Genomic DNA, 17,269 nt, shown 5'->3' with positions numbered 1-17,269 from the left:
GGGGTGACGGCCTCAACCGGCGTGCCGGCGCTCCGGCTAGCGGTGTAACCCCTCATCCTCCCACGCTTCGCGCGGGCCCCTCCTTCTCCCTCTGGGAGAAGGTGTCGTCAGGCGCTCGCGGGCTTCAGCAAGAAAACCGCCCCGCCCCCTCGCCTCCCCTGCTATACGCCCCCATCTCCTCCCCTTCCCGTCCGACAGTTAGACCCTCCCGACCATGGCTTCCCCGACTCGCGCCCCTGTCCTGGCCCTCAAGGACGTCCGCCTCGCCGATGGGGCCAAGCCGCTGTTCGACGGGGTGGACCTGGCGCTGGAGCCGCGGGTCCGGGCCTGCCTGGTCGGCCGCAACGGGGCCGGCAAGTCGACCCTGCTGAAGATCCTGGCCAATCAGGGCATCGAGGCCGACAGCGGCGAGCGCGCCGCCCAGCCGGGCGCCAAGATCGTCTATGTCAGCCAGGAACCGGACATCACCGGCGACACCCTGCTGGACTACTGCACCCAGGGCGGAGCCGAGGACTACGAGGCCCACGCCACCCTGGCCGACTTCGGCCTGGACTACGCCAAGAGCACCGTGGGCCTGTCGGGCGGCGAACGCCGCCGCGCGGCCCTGGCGCGGGCCTTCGCCGAGCAGCCCGACGTGCTGCTGCTGGACGAGCCGACCAACCACCTGGACATCTTCGCCATCCAGACCCTGGAAGAGGAGCTGGCCAATTCCAAGTGCGCGGCCCTGATCGTCAGCCACGACCGCGCCTTCCTCAACCGCGTCACCCAGCGCACCTTCTGGCTGGAGCACCGCAAGGTGCGCCGCCTGGACAAGGGCTTCGCCGAGTTCGAGATCTGGAGCGAGCAGGTGCTGGCCGCCGAGGCCGACGAGGAGCGGCGGCTGAACAAGCAGCTGGAGCGCGAGAACGCCTGGCTGGCGCGCGGCGTCCAGGGCCGCCGGGCCCGCAACGAGGGCCGCCGCCGGGCCCTGATGGACCTGCGCGCCCAGAAGCGCGACCTGCAGGCCGACAAGCGCGGCAGCATGACCCTGGCCGTCGAGAGCTCGGGCACGTCCGGCAAGAAGGTGGTCGAGGCCAAGCACGTCACCAAGAAGTTCGGCGACCGCGTGATCGTCGAGGACTTCTCGACCCGCATCCTGCGCGGCGACCGCGTGGCCCTGGTCGGTCCCAACGGGGCGGGCAAGACCACCCTGGTGCGCATGCTGCTGGGCGAGATCCCGATCGACGCCGGCACGATCAGCCTGGGCACCAACCTGGAGATCTCCTACGTCGACCAGAACCGCATGGCGCTGTCGGAGAAGATGACGCTGTGGGACTTCCTGACCCCCGGCGGCGGCGACTCGATCCTGGTGCGCGGCCAGCCCAAGCACGTGGCCGGCTACGCCAAGGAGTTCCTGTTCACCGAGGCCCAGCTGCGCCAGCCGGTCACCAGCCTGTCGGGCGGCGAGCGCAACCGCTTGCTGCTGGCGAGGGCCCTGGCCACGCCGACCAACCTGATGGTGCTGGACGAACCGACCAACGACCTGGACATGGACACCCTGGACCTGCTGGAGGAGGTGCTGGCCGATTTCGAGGGAACCCTCATCCTGGTCAGCCACGATCGCGATTTCATTGATAGACTTGCGACCTCGACCATCGCCATGAACGGCCACGGCAAGGTGCTGGAGACCCCCGGCGGCTGGAGCGACCTGATCGACCAGAGCCCGGACTTCTTCAAGGGCGCGCGCGGCGCGGCCGGCGACTTCGCCACCGGCACGGGCTCGCACAAGGCGGTGATCACCCCCTCGGCCCCGCCGGCCCCGAAGAAGAGCGTCAAGCTGTCCTACAAGGACCAGCGGCGGCTGGAGGAGTGCGAGGCCCTGATCGCCGCCTCGCCGAAGATCATCGCCGACATCGAGGCCCGGCTGGCCGACCCGGGCTTCTACGCCCGCGACCCCAAGGGCTTCGACAAGGTGATGAAGGACCTCGACAAGGCCCGCGCCGACCTGGCGACGGCCGAGGAGGACTGGCTGGCGCTGGAGGAAAAGCGCGAGGCGATGGCGGGGTAGGCCGCCGTCTCCCGGCGAGCGCCGGAAAGGCCAGGATCCTCCGCATGAAGCCGGGATGGCGCGGGTTGAAGCCGCCCCCCGGATGGTTGTCATCCCGGACAGCCTCTGCGAGGCTTCCGGGATGACAACGGGCTCAGGTCTTCGGCGTTCTTCGATCGAATAGCCTACACCACCACCTGCGAGCCCATCTCCACCACGCGCCCGGCCGGGATGTGGAAATAGTCGATCGGGTCGGCGGCGTTCCTGACCATCCGGATGAACAGCCGGTCCTGCCACAGCGGCATGCCCCCAACCGGCGAGGAGCCGGGCGAGGCCACCACCGTGCGGCGACCGACGAAGAACGAGGTCGACATCAGGTCGAAGACCAGGGCGGGGGTATAAAGGGAGTTATAAAGGTCGCGGCGGTCAGTCGTGCAGCGGGGCCTCGGCCGGTTTGCGCGACCGGTCGGTCAGGGCCGTTCCCGCCGAGGCGGCGATCACGAAGGCGATGGCCAGCCATTGGCGGGGCGCCAGGTGCTCGCCCAGGACCAGCAGGCCGGCCAGGGCCCCGGCCGCCGGCTCCAGGCTCAGCATCACCCCGAAGCTCCGCTTGGGCATGCCGCGCAGGGCGACCATCTCCAGCGAGAACGGGATGGCGCTGGACACCACCGCCACCACCAGGCCCAGGCCCAGGGCGGCGGGGCTCAGCAGGGCCGTTCCCGCCGCCGCCACGCCGAACGGCGCGACGACCAGGGCGGCCACGGCCATCCCCACGGCCACCGAGCGGCCGCCGTGCAGGTGTCCCGTCCGTTGGCCGGTGACGATGTAGAGCGCCCAGAACACCGCCGCCGCCGCCGCGAAGGCCACCCCGACCGGGTCCAGGCGCAGGCTGACGTCGCCCAGCGGCAGCAGCAGGCCCAGGCCCGCGGCCGCCAGGGCGATCCAGGCGAAGTGGATCGGCCTGCGGGCGTGGATCAGGGCCAGGCCAAGGGGGCCGGTGAACTCGATGGCGATGGCCAGGCCCAGCGGGATCGTGCGGATGGCCATGTAGAAGCACAGGTTCATCGCCCCCATCATCGCCCCGTAGGCCGCCACGGCGGCCAGGTCGCCGCGGGCCATCGGCGCGCGCCAGGGCCGCCAGACCAGGCACAGGATCAGGGCCGAGAAGCCCGCGCGGTAGGCGCTGGTCCCCTGGGCCCCGACCAGCGGAAACAGCGACTTGGCCAGCGAGGTGCCGGCGCAGAACGACAGGACGGCCCCGAGCAGGCAGACGTAGGGCAGCAGGGCGGGCAAGCCGGCGCGCGGGCCGGCGGGGACGGCGGGAAGGGACATGCGGCGTCTCTATCAGGCCGCCGCCCGGAACGCACGACGGCGGCGCTCTCGTCGACCGGCGCGGGGGTCTAGATCATCGCCGGCCGACACGCCCCGGAATGGAAAGCCCTCAGAACGCCTCGTCCTCCTCGACGCCTTCGTCGTCCTCGCCGCCCATGGCCGCTTCCAGGCTCTCGATGATGTCGTCCATCTGGTCGGGGGTGATCGAGACGTAGAGCGCCTCGCCGCCCACCGCCGAGACCAGCAGGCGATAGCCGTCCTCGGTTTCCTGCAGGCTGAAGGTTTCGAGGAGCTGCAGCTTGGCCATGGGGCGTTCCGATGTTGGCGAAAGGGAAGCCGCGGATATAGGGGCGTCCGGACGAAAATGCATCCGGCGTCGGGGACCGCGCCCGCCGGCGTCCCCGATCCGCGTCTATTTCAGCGCCCCGCGCCGCAGCATCGCCACGTGGCCGGCGATCAGCGCCTCGCGCTCGACCCAGGGGAATTCCGGCCGGGCGATCAGCAGCGAGGTCAGGCCGTGCAGGCCCGCCCACAGGGTCTGGGTCAGGCGCAGGGGATCGTCGTCGTGGGTCAGGCCGGCGGCGTGCAGGTCGGCGATCATCGCCACGAAGGCCTGGAAGGCCTCGATGCCCGCCGCCATCGGCCGGCCGCCGGTGCGGGCGTGGAACGACCCGTCGTGGCTCTTCTCGACCATGAAGGCCACGCGATAGGCGTCCGGCTGCTCCAGGCCGAAATCGATATAGACCCGCATGGCCTTGTCGAAGGCCGCCGGGGTCGGGGTCCAGTCGGCCTTGCCCGCCGCCATCCGCGCCGACAGCGTCGCGAAGGCCCGCACGCACAGCTCGGCGATCAGGTCGTCCTTGGTGGCGAAATAGGCGTACAGCGCCGGCTGGCTGATCCCGGCCGCCTCGGCGATCTGCCGGGTCGAGACCGCGTGGACGTCCCTGGCGCTGAACAGCTTCAGGGCGGCGTCGAGGATCTCCTCGCGGCGCTCGGCGCCCTGGCCCTTGGGCTTGCGGGGGGATCGGACCTGCGGCGACTTCATCGTTTCCGACCTTTCGCCGAGCGCGGGCGGCTTGACAAGGCGCGATAATCTATCACTGATAACTTATCACTGATCGATCGTCGAGGGGGCGGGTCATGGGCGGGCGATTGTCGAGCGGGCTCACCCGATCCGTTGTCATCCCGGAAAGCGCGCAGCGCTTGTCCGGGACCCAGGTGAACCGCACCGCATCGCCCGGTCCCCTGGGTCCCGGACAGCCTCTGCGAGGCTTCCGGGATGACAACCGTCGGGGTGTCGGCGGCGGGATGGCGCTGGCCGCCGTTCTCGCCACGACCCTCGCCGCCTGCGGCCCCGCCAAGCCTGCCGCCGGCCCGCCGCCGCCCCAGGCGGTGGAGGCCGTCGCCGTCTCGGCGCCGCGGGCGACCGGCGGGGTCGCCGCCACCGGGACCCTGGAGCGCCGCCGCGAGATGTCGCTGTCGTTCCGCATCGCCGGGGTGCTGACCCGCGTCGCGGTCGAGGCCGGCGACAGCGTGCGGGCCGGCCAGGTGCTGGCGACCATCGACCCGGCCGCCGTCGACGCCCGCCAGCAGGCCTCGTCCGCCGACCTCGACAAGGCCCGCCGCGAGCTGGACCGCGCCAGGACCCTCTACGCCAAGGGCTATGTGGCCAAGGCCCGACTGGACGACGCCGAGAGCGCCGTGCGCTCGGCCAGCGCCGCCTACAGTTCCGCCGCCTTCGACCGGCGCTGGGCGCGGCTGGTGTCCCCCGCGTCGGGGGTGGTGCTGGAGCGCAGGGCCCAGGCCGGCGAGGTGGTCCAGCCCGGCCAGGCCGTGGTCAGCATCGCCGACCTGAACAGCCCGCTGGTCCTGCGCGCGCCCCTGCCCGACCGCGACGTCGCCGGGATCGGGATCGGCGCGCCGGTCGAGGTCACCGTCGACGCCCTGCCCGGCCAGGTGCTGGCGGGCCGCGTGACCCGGGTGGGCCAGTCGACCGACGCCCGGACCGGCGCGGTGCTCGTCGAGATCGAGGTCGCGGCCCGGCCGGAGCTGCGCAGCGGCCAGATCGCCACGGCCCGCCTGGCCAGCCGCGTGGCGGCCGGCGCCAACACCGGATTCGCCCGCGTCCCCGCCGAGGCGGTGCTGGAAGCCTCGGGCGGCCAGGCGGCGGTGCTCCGCCTGGACAACGGCCCCGGGGGCATTAGGGCCCGGCGCACGCCGGTCCGGTTCGGCGGCTTCGACGGCGACGACGCCCTGGTCGCCGGCCTGCCCGACGGGGCGCGGGTGATCACCGCCGGCGCCGGCTTCGTCTCGGACGGCGACCGGGTGACGGTGACCGACCCGAAGGCGCGGGAGCGGAAGGCCGGGCGATGAGGCGCTCCCCCTTTCCCGCCGGAACGCCCCCCTTTCAACCGTCATTCCCGTCCTTGTGGCGGGAACCCCTGGTGCAGCCGACGGTGAGACGCCTTGGCGCGCTGGCGCGCCACGTCTCCGCCCTTGCGGTGGACAGAGGGGTTCCCGCCACAAGGGCGGGAATGACGGCCGTTGAGGGAGAACGCTCTGCGCCGGAGCGGGGGCCTTCGCCATGAAGTTCGACCTCGCCGGCTTCGCGGTCCGCCGCTGGCAGTTCACCCTGGTCGCCTTCGGCCTGCTGGTGATGCTGGGGCTGAACGCCTTCCTGAACGTGCCGCGCTCGGAGGATCCGCACTTCCCCGTGCCGATCGTCATCATCCGCGCCGTGCTGCCGGGGGCCGAGCCCTCGGAGATGGAGCAACTGGTCGCCGACCCGATCGAGGACGCTGTCGACGGCCTGGACAATATCGACAAGGTCGAGTCGACCAGCCTGGACGGGGCGGCGGTGGTCCGCGTCCACTTCACCTGGGACGTCGATCCCGAGCGCAAGTACGATCAGGTGGTCCGCGAGGTGAACGCCATCCGGGGCAATCTGCCGGCCGGCCTGGCCCGGCTGGACATCGACCGGGTGCGCACCACCGAGGTCGCCATCGTCCAGGTGGCCCTGGCCTCCGACGTCCTGCCCATGCGCCGGCTGGAGAAGGTGGCCGACCGGCTGCGCGAGCGGCTGGACCGCGTGCCCGGCGTGCGCCAGAGCCGCTATTACGGCGCGCCGCCGTCCGAGGTGCGGGTGTCGCTGGACCTGGCGCGGCTGTCGGCGCTCAAGCTGCCGGCCGCGGCGGTGGCCGACGCGCTCAAGGCGGCCGGAGCCGAAGCCCCGATCGGCGCGGTCCAGGCTGGCGACCGCCGGTTCAACGTCAAGGCCGGCGGGGCCTTCCGCGCGCTGGAGACGGTCGAGAACACCCCCGTGCGCGCGATCGGCGGCCAGGTGGTGCGGGTGCGCGACGTCGCCGACGTGGCCTGGGCCCAGGACGAGCCCACCCACCTGGCGCGCTTCGACGGCCAGCGGGCGATCTTCGTCACCGTCACCCAGAAGGACGGCCAGGACGTCGCCAGGATCACCAAGGCGGTCGACCAGGTGCTGGACGACTACGAAAAGACCCTGCCGGCCGGGGTGAAGCTGGAGCGCGGCTTCGTCCAGGCCCGCAATGTCGAGCACCGGCTCAACAACCTGTTCCGCGACTTCGGCATCGCCCTGGCCCTGGTGCTGATCACCCTGCTGCCGCTGGGGCCGCGCGCCGGCCTGGTGGTGATGGTGTCGATCCCGCTGAGCCTGCTGATCGGCCTGGTGCTGCTGCAGGCGTTCGGCTTCACCCTGAACCAGCTGTCGATCGCCGGCTTCGTGCTGGCCCTGGGCCTGCTGGTCGACGACAGCATCGTGATCACCGAGAACATCGCCCGCCGCATCCGCGAGGGCGAGGAACGCACCGCCGCCGCCGTCAACGGCGCCAACCAGATCGCCCTGGCGGTGCTGGGCTGCACGGCCTGCCTGATGCTGGCCTTCCTGCCGCTGATGGCCCTGCCGGCCGGCTCGGGGGCCTATATCAAGTCGCTGCCGGTGACGGTGCTGTGCACGGTGGGCGCCTCGCTGCTGGTGTCGATGACCATCATCCCGTTCCTGGCCAGCCGGGTGCTGGACAAACATTCCGACCCCGAGGGCAACCCGCTGCTGCGGGCGGTGAACGGCGGCATCCACCGCTTCTACCGGCCCGTGCTGCACTTCAGCCTGGCGCGGCCCTGGCTGAGCCTGGCGATCATGCTGGCCCTGTGCGCCACCGCCGTCCCGATGCTGAAGATCATCGGCTCGTCCCTGTTCCCCGCCGCCGAGACCCCGCAGTTCCTGGTCCGGGTCGAGACCCCCGACGGCAGCCCCCTGGCCCGCACCGACCGCGCCCTGCGCTTCGTCGAGGCCCGGCTGAAGCAGGAGCCGGACATCACCTGGCAGGCCGCCAACCTGGGACGCGGCAACCCGCAGATCTTCTACAACGTCACCCAGCGCGAGAGCGCCACCACCTATGGTGAGGTGTTCGTCAGCCTGAAGGCCTGGGAGCCGGGCAAGAGCGAGGCGGTGCTGGACCGCCTGCGCGCCGACTTCGCCCGCTTCCCCGGGGCGCGGATCAGCGTCGTGACCTTCGAGAACGGCCCGCCGATCGACGCCCCGGTGGCCGTGCGCCTGACCGGCCAGAACCTGGAGGTGCTCAAGGCCCTGGCCGCCCGCGCCGAGACCATCCTGAAGGCCACGCCGGGCGCGCGCGACGTCAACAACCCCGTGCGGCTGGACCGCACCGACCTCGACCTCGGCGTCGACGAGGGCAAGGCCGCGGCCCTGGGCGTGCCGGCCGGGGCCCCGCGCCGCGCGGCCCGCCTGGCGCTGTCGGGCGAGGAGACCGGCCGCTTCCGCGATCCGGACGGCGACGACTACGCGGTCAAGGTGCGGCTGCCGATGGCCGCGGCCGACGGGGCCCATCCTCTTGACGGGGACCGAAACGCCCTGGCCGACCTGTCGAAGATCTACGTCCCCACCGCCGACGGCGAGGCCGCGCCCCTGGGCGCCATCGCCAGCCCGACCCTGCGCTCCAGCCCCGCCCGCATCGACCGCTTCGACCGCGAGCGGACGGTGACGGTCAGCGCCTACGTCCAGACCGGCTACCTGACCGCCAAGGTCACCCAGGACGTGGTCGCCCGCCTGGAGCGCGAGCTGCCCCTGCCGCCCGGCTACCGCCTGACCCTGGGCGGCCAGGCCGAGGCCCAGTCGGAAAGCTTCGCGGGCCTGGGCGCGGCGGTGATGGTGGCGGTGTTCGGAATCCTGGCGGTGCTGGTCCTGGAGTTCCAGAAGTTCAAGACCGCCCTGGTGGTGGCCGGCATCATCCCGTTCGGCCTGTTCGGGGCGGTGGCGGCCCTGTGGATCACCGGCTATTCGCTGAGCTTCACCGCCACGATCGGGCTGATCGCCCTGATCGGCATCGAGATCAAGAACTCGATCCTGCTGGTCGACTTCACCGAGCAGCTGCGGCGCGACGGCATGGGCCTGCACGACGCCATCGAGCGGGCCGGCGAGGTGCGCTTCCTGCCGGTGCTGCTGACCTCGGTCACGGCGATCGGCGGGCTGCTGCCGCTGGCGATGGAGGGCTCGGGTCTCTACTCGCCCCTGGCCATCGTGATCATCGGCGGGCTGATCACCTCCACGGTGCTGTCGCGGGTGGCGACGCCGGTGATGTACTGGCTAACGGCGCGGGGGAAGGCGGAGCGGGTGTAATCCTTTCAGGCCCTCCCCCTGCGGGCAGGGCTATCGCATATGGAAATTCCGGCCCAAATCAGGGTTCGGACCGGCTTTGGCGCCACCTGGATCGACCCAAGGAAAGCTTCGGATCGCGCGCGAATACTGACTTTCGAGTCGGCTCCACTGCGCACCGAGATGGCCGTTTTTCCATATGCGATACCCCTGCCCCTGCGGGGGAGGTGTCGCCCGAAGGGCGACGGAGGGGGGCGTGATCGGGCTTCGACCGCAACCGGATCGACCGGCCTAAACTCCCCCCACCGATCGCTTCGCGATAGCCTCCCCCACAGGGGGAGGATCTGCCCCCTTGCCTATTTTACACTCGTATAGCAACCTCTCCCCACACCCGGGAGAGACACATGGCCGCCACCCAGCAGCGCGACGCGATCATCATCGGCGGGGGGCACAACGGGCTGGTCTGCGCCTTCTACCTGGCCAGCGCCGGGCTGAAGGTCACGGTCTGCGAGGCCCGCGACGTGGTCGGCGGGGCGGCGGTGACCGAGGAGTTCCACCCGGGCTTCCGCAATTCGGTGGCCAGCTACACGGTCAGCCTGCTCAGCCCCAAGGTCATCGCCGACATGGACCTGCACGGCCACGGCCTGCGGATCCTGGAACGGCCGATCTCCAACTTCCTGCCGCTCGACGATGGCGCCTACCTGAAGCTGGGCGGCGGGCTGGAGCGCACCCAGGCGGAGTTCCGCAAGTTCTCGGAAAAGGACGCCGAGCGCCTGCCGGCCTACTACGCCATGCTCGACGAGATCGGCGACGTGCTGCGCGACCTGGCCGGCGAGACCCCGCCCAACCTGACCGACGGCCTGCCCGGCCTGCTGCGCGGCCTGCGGCAAGGCTCGCGGCTGGCGGGCCTGAGCCTGGAGCGCAAGCGCGACCTGCTGGACCTGTTCACCAAGAGCGCCCGCGACTTCCTGGACGGCTGGTTCGAGAGCGACGCGGTCAAGGCCAGCTTCGGCTTCGACGCCGTGGTCGGCAACTTCGCCAGCCCCGACACCCCCGGCTCGGCCTATGTGCTGCTGCACCACACCTTCGGCGAGGTGAATGGCAAGAAGGGGGCCTGGGGCCACGCGGTGGGCGGCATGGGGGCCATCACCCAGGCCATGGCCAAGGCCTGCCGGGCCAAGGGCGTGGAGATCCTGCTGAACGCCAAGGTCGAGGGCGTCCACGTCGAGGACGCGCCCAAGAGCGGCGGCAAGCGGGTCGCGGGGGTGCAACTGGTCGACGGCCGCCAGCTCATGGCCCCGATCGTCAGCTCCAACCTCAACCCCGCCCTGCTGTACGGGTCGCTGATCGCGCCGTCGGCCCTGCCGGCCCCGTTCAGGAAGGCGGTCAAGGGCTACAAGAACGGCTCGGGCACCTTCCGGATGAACGTGGCCCTGTCGGAGCTGCCCGACTTCACCTGCCTGCCCGGCAAGGTCGCGGCCGAGCATCACCAGTCCGGCATCGTGCTGTCGCCGAGCCTGGACTACATGGACGCGGCCTATCGCGACGCCAAGGCGACCGGGATCAGCAAGAAGCCGATCGTCGAGATCCTGATCCCCTCGACCCTGGACGACAGCCTGGCCCCGCCCGGCCAGCACGTGGCCAGCCTGTTCTGCCAGCAGTTCGCCTGGGACCTGCCCGACGGCCGCAGCTGGGACGACGAGCGCGAGGCGGCGGCCGACCTGATCATCGACACGGTCGACCAGTGGGCTCCCAACTTCAAGGCGTCCGTCCTGGGACGGATGATCCTGTCGCCGGTGGATCTCGAGCGGAAGTTCGGCCTGGTCAATGGCGACATCATGCATGGCCACATGTCGCTGGACCAGCTGTGGGCCGCCCGGCCGGTGCTGGGCCACGCCAGCCACCGCGCGCCGATCAAGGGGCTCTACATGTGCGGCGCCGGCTGCCATCCGGGCGGCGGGGTGTCGGGCAATCCGGGACGCAACGCGGCGCGCGAGATCCTGCGCGACCGCGACTTCGCCACCGCGGTCAAGCTGAGCCTGGTGGGGCGGTGATGGCTCGATCCACTCAGGTCACGAATGGGGACATGCACATGCGCATGTCCCCGGCCGCATTCAAAAATTCCGCTCATCCCGGCGAATGCCGGGACCCAGATCCCGTAGCGGTGGGGATGATGGGAGGGGCTCGGAGCTCTTGGCGTCAGCCACACCGCTATTCCATCTGGGTCCCGGCATTCGCCGGGATGAGCGGTTTCAAGGAGGGCTGAGGATGGACATGAACACCCTCCCCAACCAAGACCCCGACGCCGACTGGGGCCTGCCCGGCTGGCTCTACGCCAACGAGCGCTTCTTCCGCGAGGAACAGGACAAGGTCCTGCGGCCGTCCTGGCAGATCGTCTGCCACCTGAACGACATCCCCAAGGCCGGCGACTTCCACACCTTCGACTTCCTGGGCGAGAGCACGGTGGTGGTGCGCGGCCGGGACGGCGGGGTGCGGGCCTTCGCCAATGTCTGCCGCCACCGGGCCGCGCGGCTGCTGGACGGCCCGTCCGGCCACTGCGGGCGGATCGTCTGCCCCTACCACGCCTGGACCTACGGCCTGGACGGCCAGCTGATCGGCGTGCCGCACCGCGAGACCTACCCGGCGCTGGAGATGGACCGGCAGGGCCTGGCCTCGGTTCAGGTCGAGGTCTATCGCGGCTTCGTCTTCGTGCGGCTGGAGGGGGCCCATTCCGAAGACGGGGGCCCCAGCGTGGCCGAGATGATGGCCCCCTACGACCACGAGCTGGCGCCCTACCGCTTCGAGGACATGGTCCCGTTCGGCCGCGTCACCCTGCGGCCGCGCGACGTCAACTGGAAGAACATCAGCGACAACTATTCCGACGGCCTGCACATCCCGGTCGCCCACCCCGGCCTGACCCGGCTGTTCGGCCGCGGCTATGGCGTGGAGGCGGAGACCTGGGTCGACAAGATGTGGGGCCAGCTGATCGAGGAGCCGTCGCGCAATCCGTCCGAGCGGATGTACCAGGCGGTGCTGCCCGACGTCGCCCACCTGCCGCCCGAGCGCAAGCGGCTGTGGACCTATTTCAAGCTCTGGCCCAACCAGGCGTTCGACATCTATCCCGACCAGGTGGACTTCATGCAGTTCATCCCGGTCTCGCCCACCCGCACGATGATCCGCGAAATCGCCTACGCCCTGCCCGATGATCGCCGCGAGATGAAGGCGGCGCGCTATCTGAACTGGCGCATCAACCGCCAGGTCAACGCCGAGGACACCGAGCTGGTGGCCCGGGTGCAGCAGGGCATGGCCTCGCGCAGCTTCACGGCCGGACCGCTGGCCGAGACCGAGGTGTCGCTCCGTAGTTTCGGCCGCAAGCTGCGGGCGCTGATCCCGCAGGCCCGGCTGCATAGGCCGCCGGAGGGGTGGTGAGGGTTCATCCAACCCCATCAACATCCGTCATCCCCCGACGTGTTCGGGGGACCCAAGCTGCGGCGAAGAATGAAGCGGGGGTCAGCTCGGCTTGGGTCCCCCGCATGAAGCGGGGGATGACGGCCTCATTGCGTTGTCATCCCGGAAAGCGCGCGGCGCTTGTCCGGGACCCAGGACAGCCGCACCGCCTCAACCCAGTCCCCTGGGTCCCGGACAGCCTCTGCGAGGCTTCCGGGATGACAACGGTGTGGGATGCTCGTGGGCTTCAACCATGACCCGCGCCCCCTTCACCCGCGAGGCCCCCGACGTCCGCCGCACCGCCCTGATCGAGGCCGCCGCCCGGGTGCTGGCGGCCAGGGGCGTGGCCGGGGCCTCGGTGCGGACGATCTGCGCCGAGGCGGGGGTCAGCGCCGGGCTGCTGCGGCATTATTTCGAGGGCGTCGACGCCCTGGTCGCCGCGGCCTACGAGGCGACCGGGGCGCGGATCGACGCGGCGCTGGAGGCGGCGGTGGCGGCGGCGGGCGGCGATCCCCGCGCGCGGCTGTCAGCCTATCTGACGGCCAGCTTCGCCCCGCCGGTGCTGGACCCGGACCTGCTGGCCACCTGGCTGGCCTTCTGGAGCCTGGTCAAGGTCGACCCCGCCATCGCCGCCATCCACCGGCGGACCTATGCCGGCTACCGGGCGCGGCTGGAGGAGCTGCTGGGCGCCTGCGACCCGAAGGTCGACGCGCGGCTGGCCGCCATCGGCCTGACGGCCGTGGTCGACGGGCTGTGGCTGGAGCTGTGCCTGGACGCCACGGTGTTCACCCCGGCCGAGGCCGGCGCGATCGCCGAGCGGCTGGCGGCGGGGTATTTGAGCTAGGAAAACCCTCTCCCGGAGGCCGGGCGATCACCGATGGATCCGCTCTGAAAAACCTGTCATCCCGGACAAGCTCGGCCAAGCCGAGCGCCGATCCGGGACCGCCGCAAACGCCAGCGTTCACGCCCCGGTCCCGGATCTTCGCGCTACGCGCTCGTCCGGGATGACAGCCGTTCTGGATTATATGCGATGACCCAGCTCCGGAGGGGAGAGGGTGAGTCCGGTGATTAGGCCGCGGCCTGGACGCCCAGGTTGGTGCGGCCCCAGCTGGTGCGGCGGACTTCCGGCTCGGACACCGAGACCCGGGCGGTCTTGCCCTGGGCGCGCATGTGGCGGGCCAGCATCTCGGCCACGCCGACGGCTTCCGGCTGGCAGGGATAGGAGCCGATCAGGTCGGGGGCGTCGTTCCAGGTGACGTGCCAGACGCCGGAGACGGGTCGGACGAAGTAGGTGTGTTCGTCGGCCATGATACTCACTCCTTGGTGCTTACTCAGCGTCGGTCTTACAGCGTCCGCATGACAGCTGTTTCAATGCTGCACAGCAACATCTTGTTGCATTGCACACTGCAGGAGCCGCGCCAAGCGGACTTTTGGTGAATCCCCAGGCAAGATTGCGGCGACTTGGCCGTCAGAATCCGTTGTGCCCCCGGGAATCGACGCGTCTCGGCCCGGTCAGGACAGGGACGCCGTCCTGTTGCCTGGCGGCATGTCCGGATGCGCCCTGACCAGGAAATCGGCCAGCACGTCCTCGATCTCACCCGCGTCGAAACGGGCCTCCCGGATCTCGCCGTAGTCCTCCTGCCAGATGAGCCGGCTTTCGCCCCGCCGGTTCTGGACGAACAGCAGGACGAACTTCTCCATGGACGTCATGCCGATATGCTGGATGTGGAACCGTCCATAGGTGTTGGAATACCGCTCCGGGCGATCCTTGACGCCGTAATGGTGTCCGAACACCGGGTGCACGAGGATTTCGAACGCCTGGACCTTGTCCATCTCGAACAGGCCGGGCTCGTGCCGGTCCTGCTGTCGATGAAGCAGGTCGGCCGTCCAGTTGTAGCAGCCGATCAGGTAGGTTCCGTCGTCGGAGAAGTCGCCGACCTCCTGCCCCTCGATGACCAGGGCGAACCGGCCGGTGGGCTGTTCGCCTCGAGAGGTCACCTCCCATTTGACGGCGAATCTGGACGGGTCTCCGCACACGATCATGGTGCGGACGTGCGCCCAAAAGGTTAACGGGAGGCTTATACCAACGGCCCTTGAGATCGACTCGCCGCGAAGCCCCCTCCGGCCCTTTGGGCCACCTCCCCCAAAGGGGGAGGAGCTACGCCATGATAGATGCTCCCCCTCTGGGGGAGCTGTCGGCTAAGCCGACTGAGGGGGTCTACCGCCCCGCCGCCGCTACGAAATCCACCGCCTTGACGATATGGCCGGCGAACGCCTCGCCCAGCAGCCGCGTGTGGCTCGCGGCCTCGACGTGGTCCACATAGCCGTGCCGCGAGCGTTCGGCGGGCGCGGACTGCATCGCCTTGCGCCGCTCGCGCCCCTTGACCGGCCCGGCGGTGACCACGGCCACCGGCCAGGCGGGATCATAGGCCGGCTCGGCGAGGGCCTGCCGCGCCGACTCGGACCACAGGGCCACTTCGGCGGCGGCGGTGCGGTTGTGGCGGCCGTTGGCGAAGGCCCAGCGCTTCTCGGCCTGGGCGGCCGGCGGCAGGCCGATCTTGTCGCCCAGGCGGGTCTGGGCCAGCGGCTTGAACAGCCCCAGCGACGCCCCGCGCGCCGCCCAGCGCGACGCCGCCGTGAACGCCTTGACGAACGGCTTGAAGGCTTCGGTCTCCGAGGCGTCGGCGGTCGCGGCGTCGACCAGCACCAGCCCCGCCACCTGGCCGGGATTGCGCCCGGCGTACTCGCGCAGCCGCAGGCCGGCCATCGAGTGGCCGACCAGGATGAACGGCCCCTTCTCGCCCGAGGCGGCGACCAGCCTTTCGAAGTCGGAGACGATGGCCAGGCCGTCGCGCGGCGCCGGCCCCGGCGGCGAGAAGCCCATGCCGGCCCGGTCGTAGGCGCAGGACCGCCAGCCGGCGGCGCTCAGGGCGTCCTGGGTGGCTCCCCAGTCGGCGGCGAAGCCGAAGGCGCCGGCCTCCAGCCACACCAGCGGGCGGTCTGCGGTCGCGCCTTGGGAAGGGCCTTCGCAGACCAGCCGTAGCTGACGCCCCTCGCCGATGTCGACCATCCGGCCGCGCGGCACGGGATGGCTCGCCGCCGACATCAGGCCGCCCACGGCGACGAAGGAAACGAAGAAAAGAGCGAATCCGGCAACGACGCGTCCGACGAACTTGAGCATGCGGTCACTCTAGACGAGCGACCATGTCCGTCGAGTGGCGGCGGCGTCCAAATCCGATGCAGGGCTCGACCTGCGCAGGCCTTAGCCGTCGACGACGTTGATCCGCGTGCGGATGCGGCCGCCCTTGACGCGCGTGATCACGCCTTCGCCGTTCGCCGTCGCCTTTTCCGCCATCTGGGCCTTCACGCCCTCGGGCCACCGCGACACCTGGGCCAGCCGCACCTTGCGGCCCACCCTGGCGGCCGCCTTCAGCGGCAGGTCGTCCTTCTCGGCGAAGGTCTTGCCCATGAACAAGGCCGGGTTCAGCGGCTTTCCGGCCTTGTTGCGCAGCTCGAAGTGCAGGTGCGAGCCGGTCGAGCGGCCGCTGTCGCCGACATAGGCCACGGTGGTCCCGCGCTTGACATAGGTCCCGCGCTTGAGGCCCGCGTCGCGGCCCAGATGGGCGTAGAGGGTGCGGAAGCCGTCCTTGTGGGCCACCTCGACGAAGCGGCCGTAGGTCCCGCTGACGCCGCTCTTCATGATGACGCCGTCGGTGGCCACGTGCACGGGCGCGCCGGCCGGGGCGGCGATGTCGACGCCCTCGTGCAGGCGGCCGTTCTCTTCCCACGGCATCTGGCGCAGGCCGAACGGCGAATTGATCACGCGGCCCGGCAGCGGGGCGTCGAACACGAAGGCGGGCGGCGGCGGCGGCGGCGGCTCGGGCGCCGTGACGGGAGCGATCGCCGGAGCCGGCGCGGGCTTGTCCAGCTCGGCGTTCATCGCGCCGATCGTCGTGACGGCGTTGATCATCCCCCAGACCACGATGGCGCCGCCCGCGGCGGCGAACGCGGCGAGGGAATAGGGGGACGACGTTGCGGCCAGGACTCGTGACGCCAAGAGCGATCCTCACAGACGGTCGGTCGACCCGAAGTGACCGCGCCGAAGCGCGCTTCCATCCCACAGGCGACCTTTCGGGATGATGAAGGCGGGCTCTATGCCGGGTCCATGCGGCGAAAAGGCGGCGCAGCTTAACCATTTGTCAACCATGCCCATGAGTTGGCGAACACGGGAGCGGCGGCGCATTACAGGAAATTCAGAACATTACTTCCAGTACACTTCTTTAATTACACGTCATGAAGGAGACGTAACGAGTATTCCCGAGAAGTTGCGAGTATATCTTTGGACATGGGGCGCAGGGACGCGCCAAGACAAAGGGACAACTCAAATGCGCAAGTTCATGACCAGCCTGACCGCCGTGGCCACCCTCACCCTGGCCGCCGTGCCCGCCCTGGGCCTGCTGCAGGCCGCCCACGCCGCCGAGCCGACCGCCACCATCTCGTTGGTCGGCCTGAACCTCTCCAACCCCGCCCACGCCGCCGAATTCCTGGCGCGCGTCGACGCCGCCGGCGAACAGGTCTGCAGCGCCAAGGCCCGCAACAACCCCGGTGGCGAGTTCACGATGGCCGGCTGCAAGATCGCGGTCCGCAACCAGGCCGCCTCGCAACTGTCCCGGACCCAGCGCCAGAGCCTCCACCTGGCCAGCCGCGCCACCCCGGTCGCCGTCGCCGCCCGCTAAGCGACCGCATGACGCCGACAAGAAAAAGGCCCCGGACGGGAACGTCCGGGGCCTTAACAACGCCAAGCGCCACCACAAAGGCGG

Annotated in this window: 14 protein-coding genes and 1 pseudogene; 7 read left to right on the top strand and 8 right to left on the bottom strand. The window is 70.5% G+C overall.

The window, feature by feature from the left end; genetic code table 11:
* Positions 1 to 214 precede the first annotated feature (214 nt).
* On the top strand, positions 215 to 2,047 hold the full coding sequence (locus AC07NX_RS10520) for an ABC-F family ATP-binding cassette domain-containing protein (protein WP_494641596.1): 1,833 nt from the start codon (positions 215 to 217) through the stop codon (positions 2,045 to 2,047).
* A 164-nt stretch (positions 2,048 to 2,211) separates the two neighbouring features.
* On the opposite strand, the pseudogene AC07NX_RS10515 reads toward AC07NX_RS10520, so the two are convergent.
* The 4 genes and pseudogenes from AC07NX_RS10515 to AC07NX_RS10500 form a co-directional block, all read right to left on the bottom strand.
* A pseudogene (locus AC07NX_RS10515) lies at positions 2,212 to 2,415 on the bottom strand (KUP/HAK/KT family potassium transporter); the annotation flags it as partial.
* Between the two features lie 37 nt (positions 2,416 to 2,452).
* Positions 2,453 to 3,358, bottom strand: coding sequence for an EamA family transporter (locus AC07NX_RS10510; protein ID WP_494641594.1), 906 nt, complete (start codon positions 3,356 to 3,358; stop codon positions 2,453 to 2,455).
* Positions 3,359 to 3,467: 109 nt separating this feature from the next.
* The gene (locus AC07NX_RS10505) at positions 3,468 to 3,665 is read right to left on the bottom strand and encodes a hypothetical protein (RefSeq protein ID WP_018061665.1); all 198 of its coding nucleotides are present in this window, start codon (positions 3,663 to 3,665) and stop codon (positions 3,468 to 3,470) included.
* Between the two features lie 105 nt (positions 3,666 to 3,770).
* Positions 3,771 to 4,403 carry a TetR/AcrR family transcriptional regulator gene (locus AC07NX_RS10500; RefSeq protein WP_035078041.1) on the bottom strand — a complete coding sequence of 211 codons (633 nt, stop codon included), beginning with the start codon at positions 4,401 to 4,403 and terminating at the stop codon, positions 3,771 to 3,773.
* Between the two features lie 263 nt (positions 4,404 to 4,666).
* Here AC07NX_RS10500 and AC07NX_RS10495 point away from each other — a divergent pair, with 263 nt between their 5' ends.
* The 5 genes from AC07NX_RS10495 to AC07NX_RS10475 all read left to right on the top strand — a co-directional run bounded on the left by AC07NX_RS10495 (position 4,667) and on the right by AC07NX_RS10475 (position 13,293).
* Entirely contained in the window at positions 4,667 to 5,731 is a 1,065-nt protein-coding gene (locus AC07NX_RS10495; RefSeq protein ID WP_494641591.1) for an efflux RND transporter periplasmic adaptor subunit, read from the top strand.
* A gap of 211 nt (positions 5,732 to 5,942) precedes the next feature.
* Entirely contained in the window at positions 5,943 to 9,026 is a 3,084-nt protein-coding gene (locus AC07NX_RS10490) for an efflux RND transporter permease subunit (protein ID WP_494641589.1), read from the top strand.
* 380 nt (positions 9,027 to 9,406) lie between these two features.
* Complete coding sequence (locus AC07NX_RS10485; RefSeq protein ID WP_494641587.1) at positions 9,407 to 11,056, top strand: phytoene desaturase family protein; 1,650 nt, start codon at positions 9,407 to 9,409, stop codon at positions 11,054 to 11,056.
* 214 nt (positions 11,057 to 11,270) lie between these two features.
* Complete coding sequence (locus AC07NX_RS10480; RefSeq protein ID WP_494641585.1) at positions 11,271 to 12,431, top strand: aromatic ring-hydroxylating oxygenase subunit alpha; 1,161 nt, start codon at positions 11,271 to 11,273, stop codon at positions 12,429 to 12,431.
* 271 nt (positions 12,432 to 12,702) lie between these two features.
* Positions 12,703 to 13,293: a TetR family transcriptional regulator C-terminal domain-containing protein gene (locus AC07NX_RS10475; protein ID WP_494641583.1), complete on the top strand. Its 591-nt coding sequence runs from the start codon at positions 12,703 to 12,705 to the stop codon at positions 13,291 to 13,293.
* A 224-nt stretch (positions 13,294 to 13,517) separates the two neighbouring features.
* On the opposite strand, the gene AC07NX_RS10470 is transcribed toward AC07NX_RS10475, so the two are convergent.
* The 4 genes from AC07NX_RS10470 to AC07NX_RS10455 form a co-directional block, all read right to left on the bottom strand.
* Complete coding sequence (locus tag AC07NX_RS10470) at positions 13,518 to 13,757, bottom strand: hypothetical protein (protein ID WP_494641581.1); 240 nt, start codon at positions 13,755 to 13,757, stop codon at positions 13,518 to 13,520.
* A 204-nt stretch (positions 13,758 to 13,961) separates the two neighbouring features.
* Positions 13,962 to 14,492: an Imm42 family immunity protein gene (locus AC07NX_RS10465; protein ID WP_494641579.1), complete on the bottom strand. Its 531-nt coding sequence runs from the start codon at positions 14,490 to 14,492 to the stop codon at positions 13,962 to 13,964.
* A 175-nt stretch (positions 14,493 to 14,667) separates the two neighbouring features.
* Positions 14,668 to 15,630, bottom strand: coding sequence for an alpha/beta fold hydrolase (locus AC07NX_RS10460; protein ID WP_494641577.1), 963 nt, complete (start codon positions 15,628 to 15,630; stop codon positions 14,668 to 14,670).
* Between the two features lie 81 nt (positions 15,631 to 15,711).
* Positions 15,712 to 16,506, bottom strand: coding sequence for a M23 family metallopeptidase (locus tag AC07NX_RS10455; protein ID WP_494641575.1), 795 nt, complete (start codon positions 16,504 to 16,506; stop codon positions 15,712 to 15,714).
* A 328-nt stretch (positions 16,507 to 16,834) separates the two neighbouring features.
* Here AC07NX_RS10455 and AC07NX_RS10450 point away from each other — a divergent pair, with 328 nt between their 5' ends.
* The gene (locus tag AC07NX_RS10450; protein ID WP_494641573.1) at positions 16,835 to 17,185 is read left to right on the top strand and encodes a UrcA family protein; all 351 of its coding nucleotides are present in this window, start codon (positions 16,835 to 16,837) and stop codon (positions 17,183 to 17,185) included.
* Positions 17,186 to 17,269: the final 84 nt, after the last annotated feature.

Source organism: Caulobacter sp. GW821-FHT09A05, assembly GCF_059418465.1.
The sequence above is the reverse complement of the archived record's forward strand: the minus strand, read 5'-3'. Positions and strand labels throughout refer to the sequence as shown.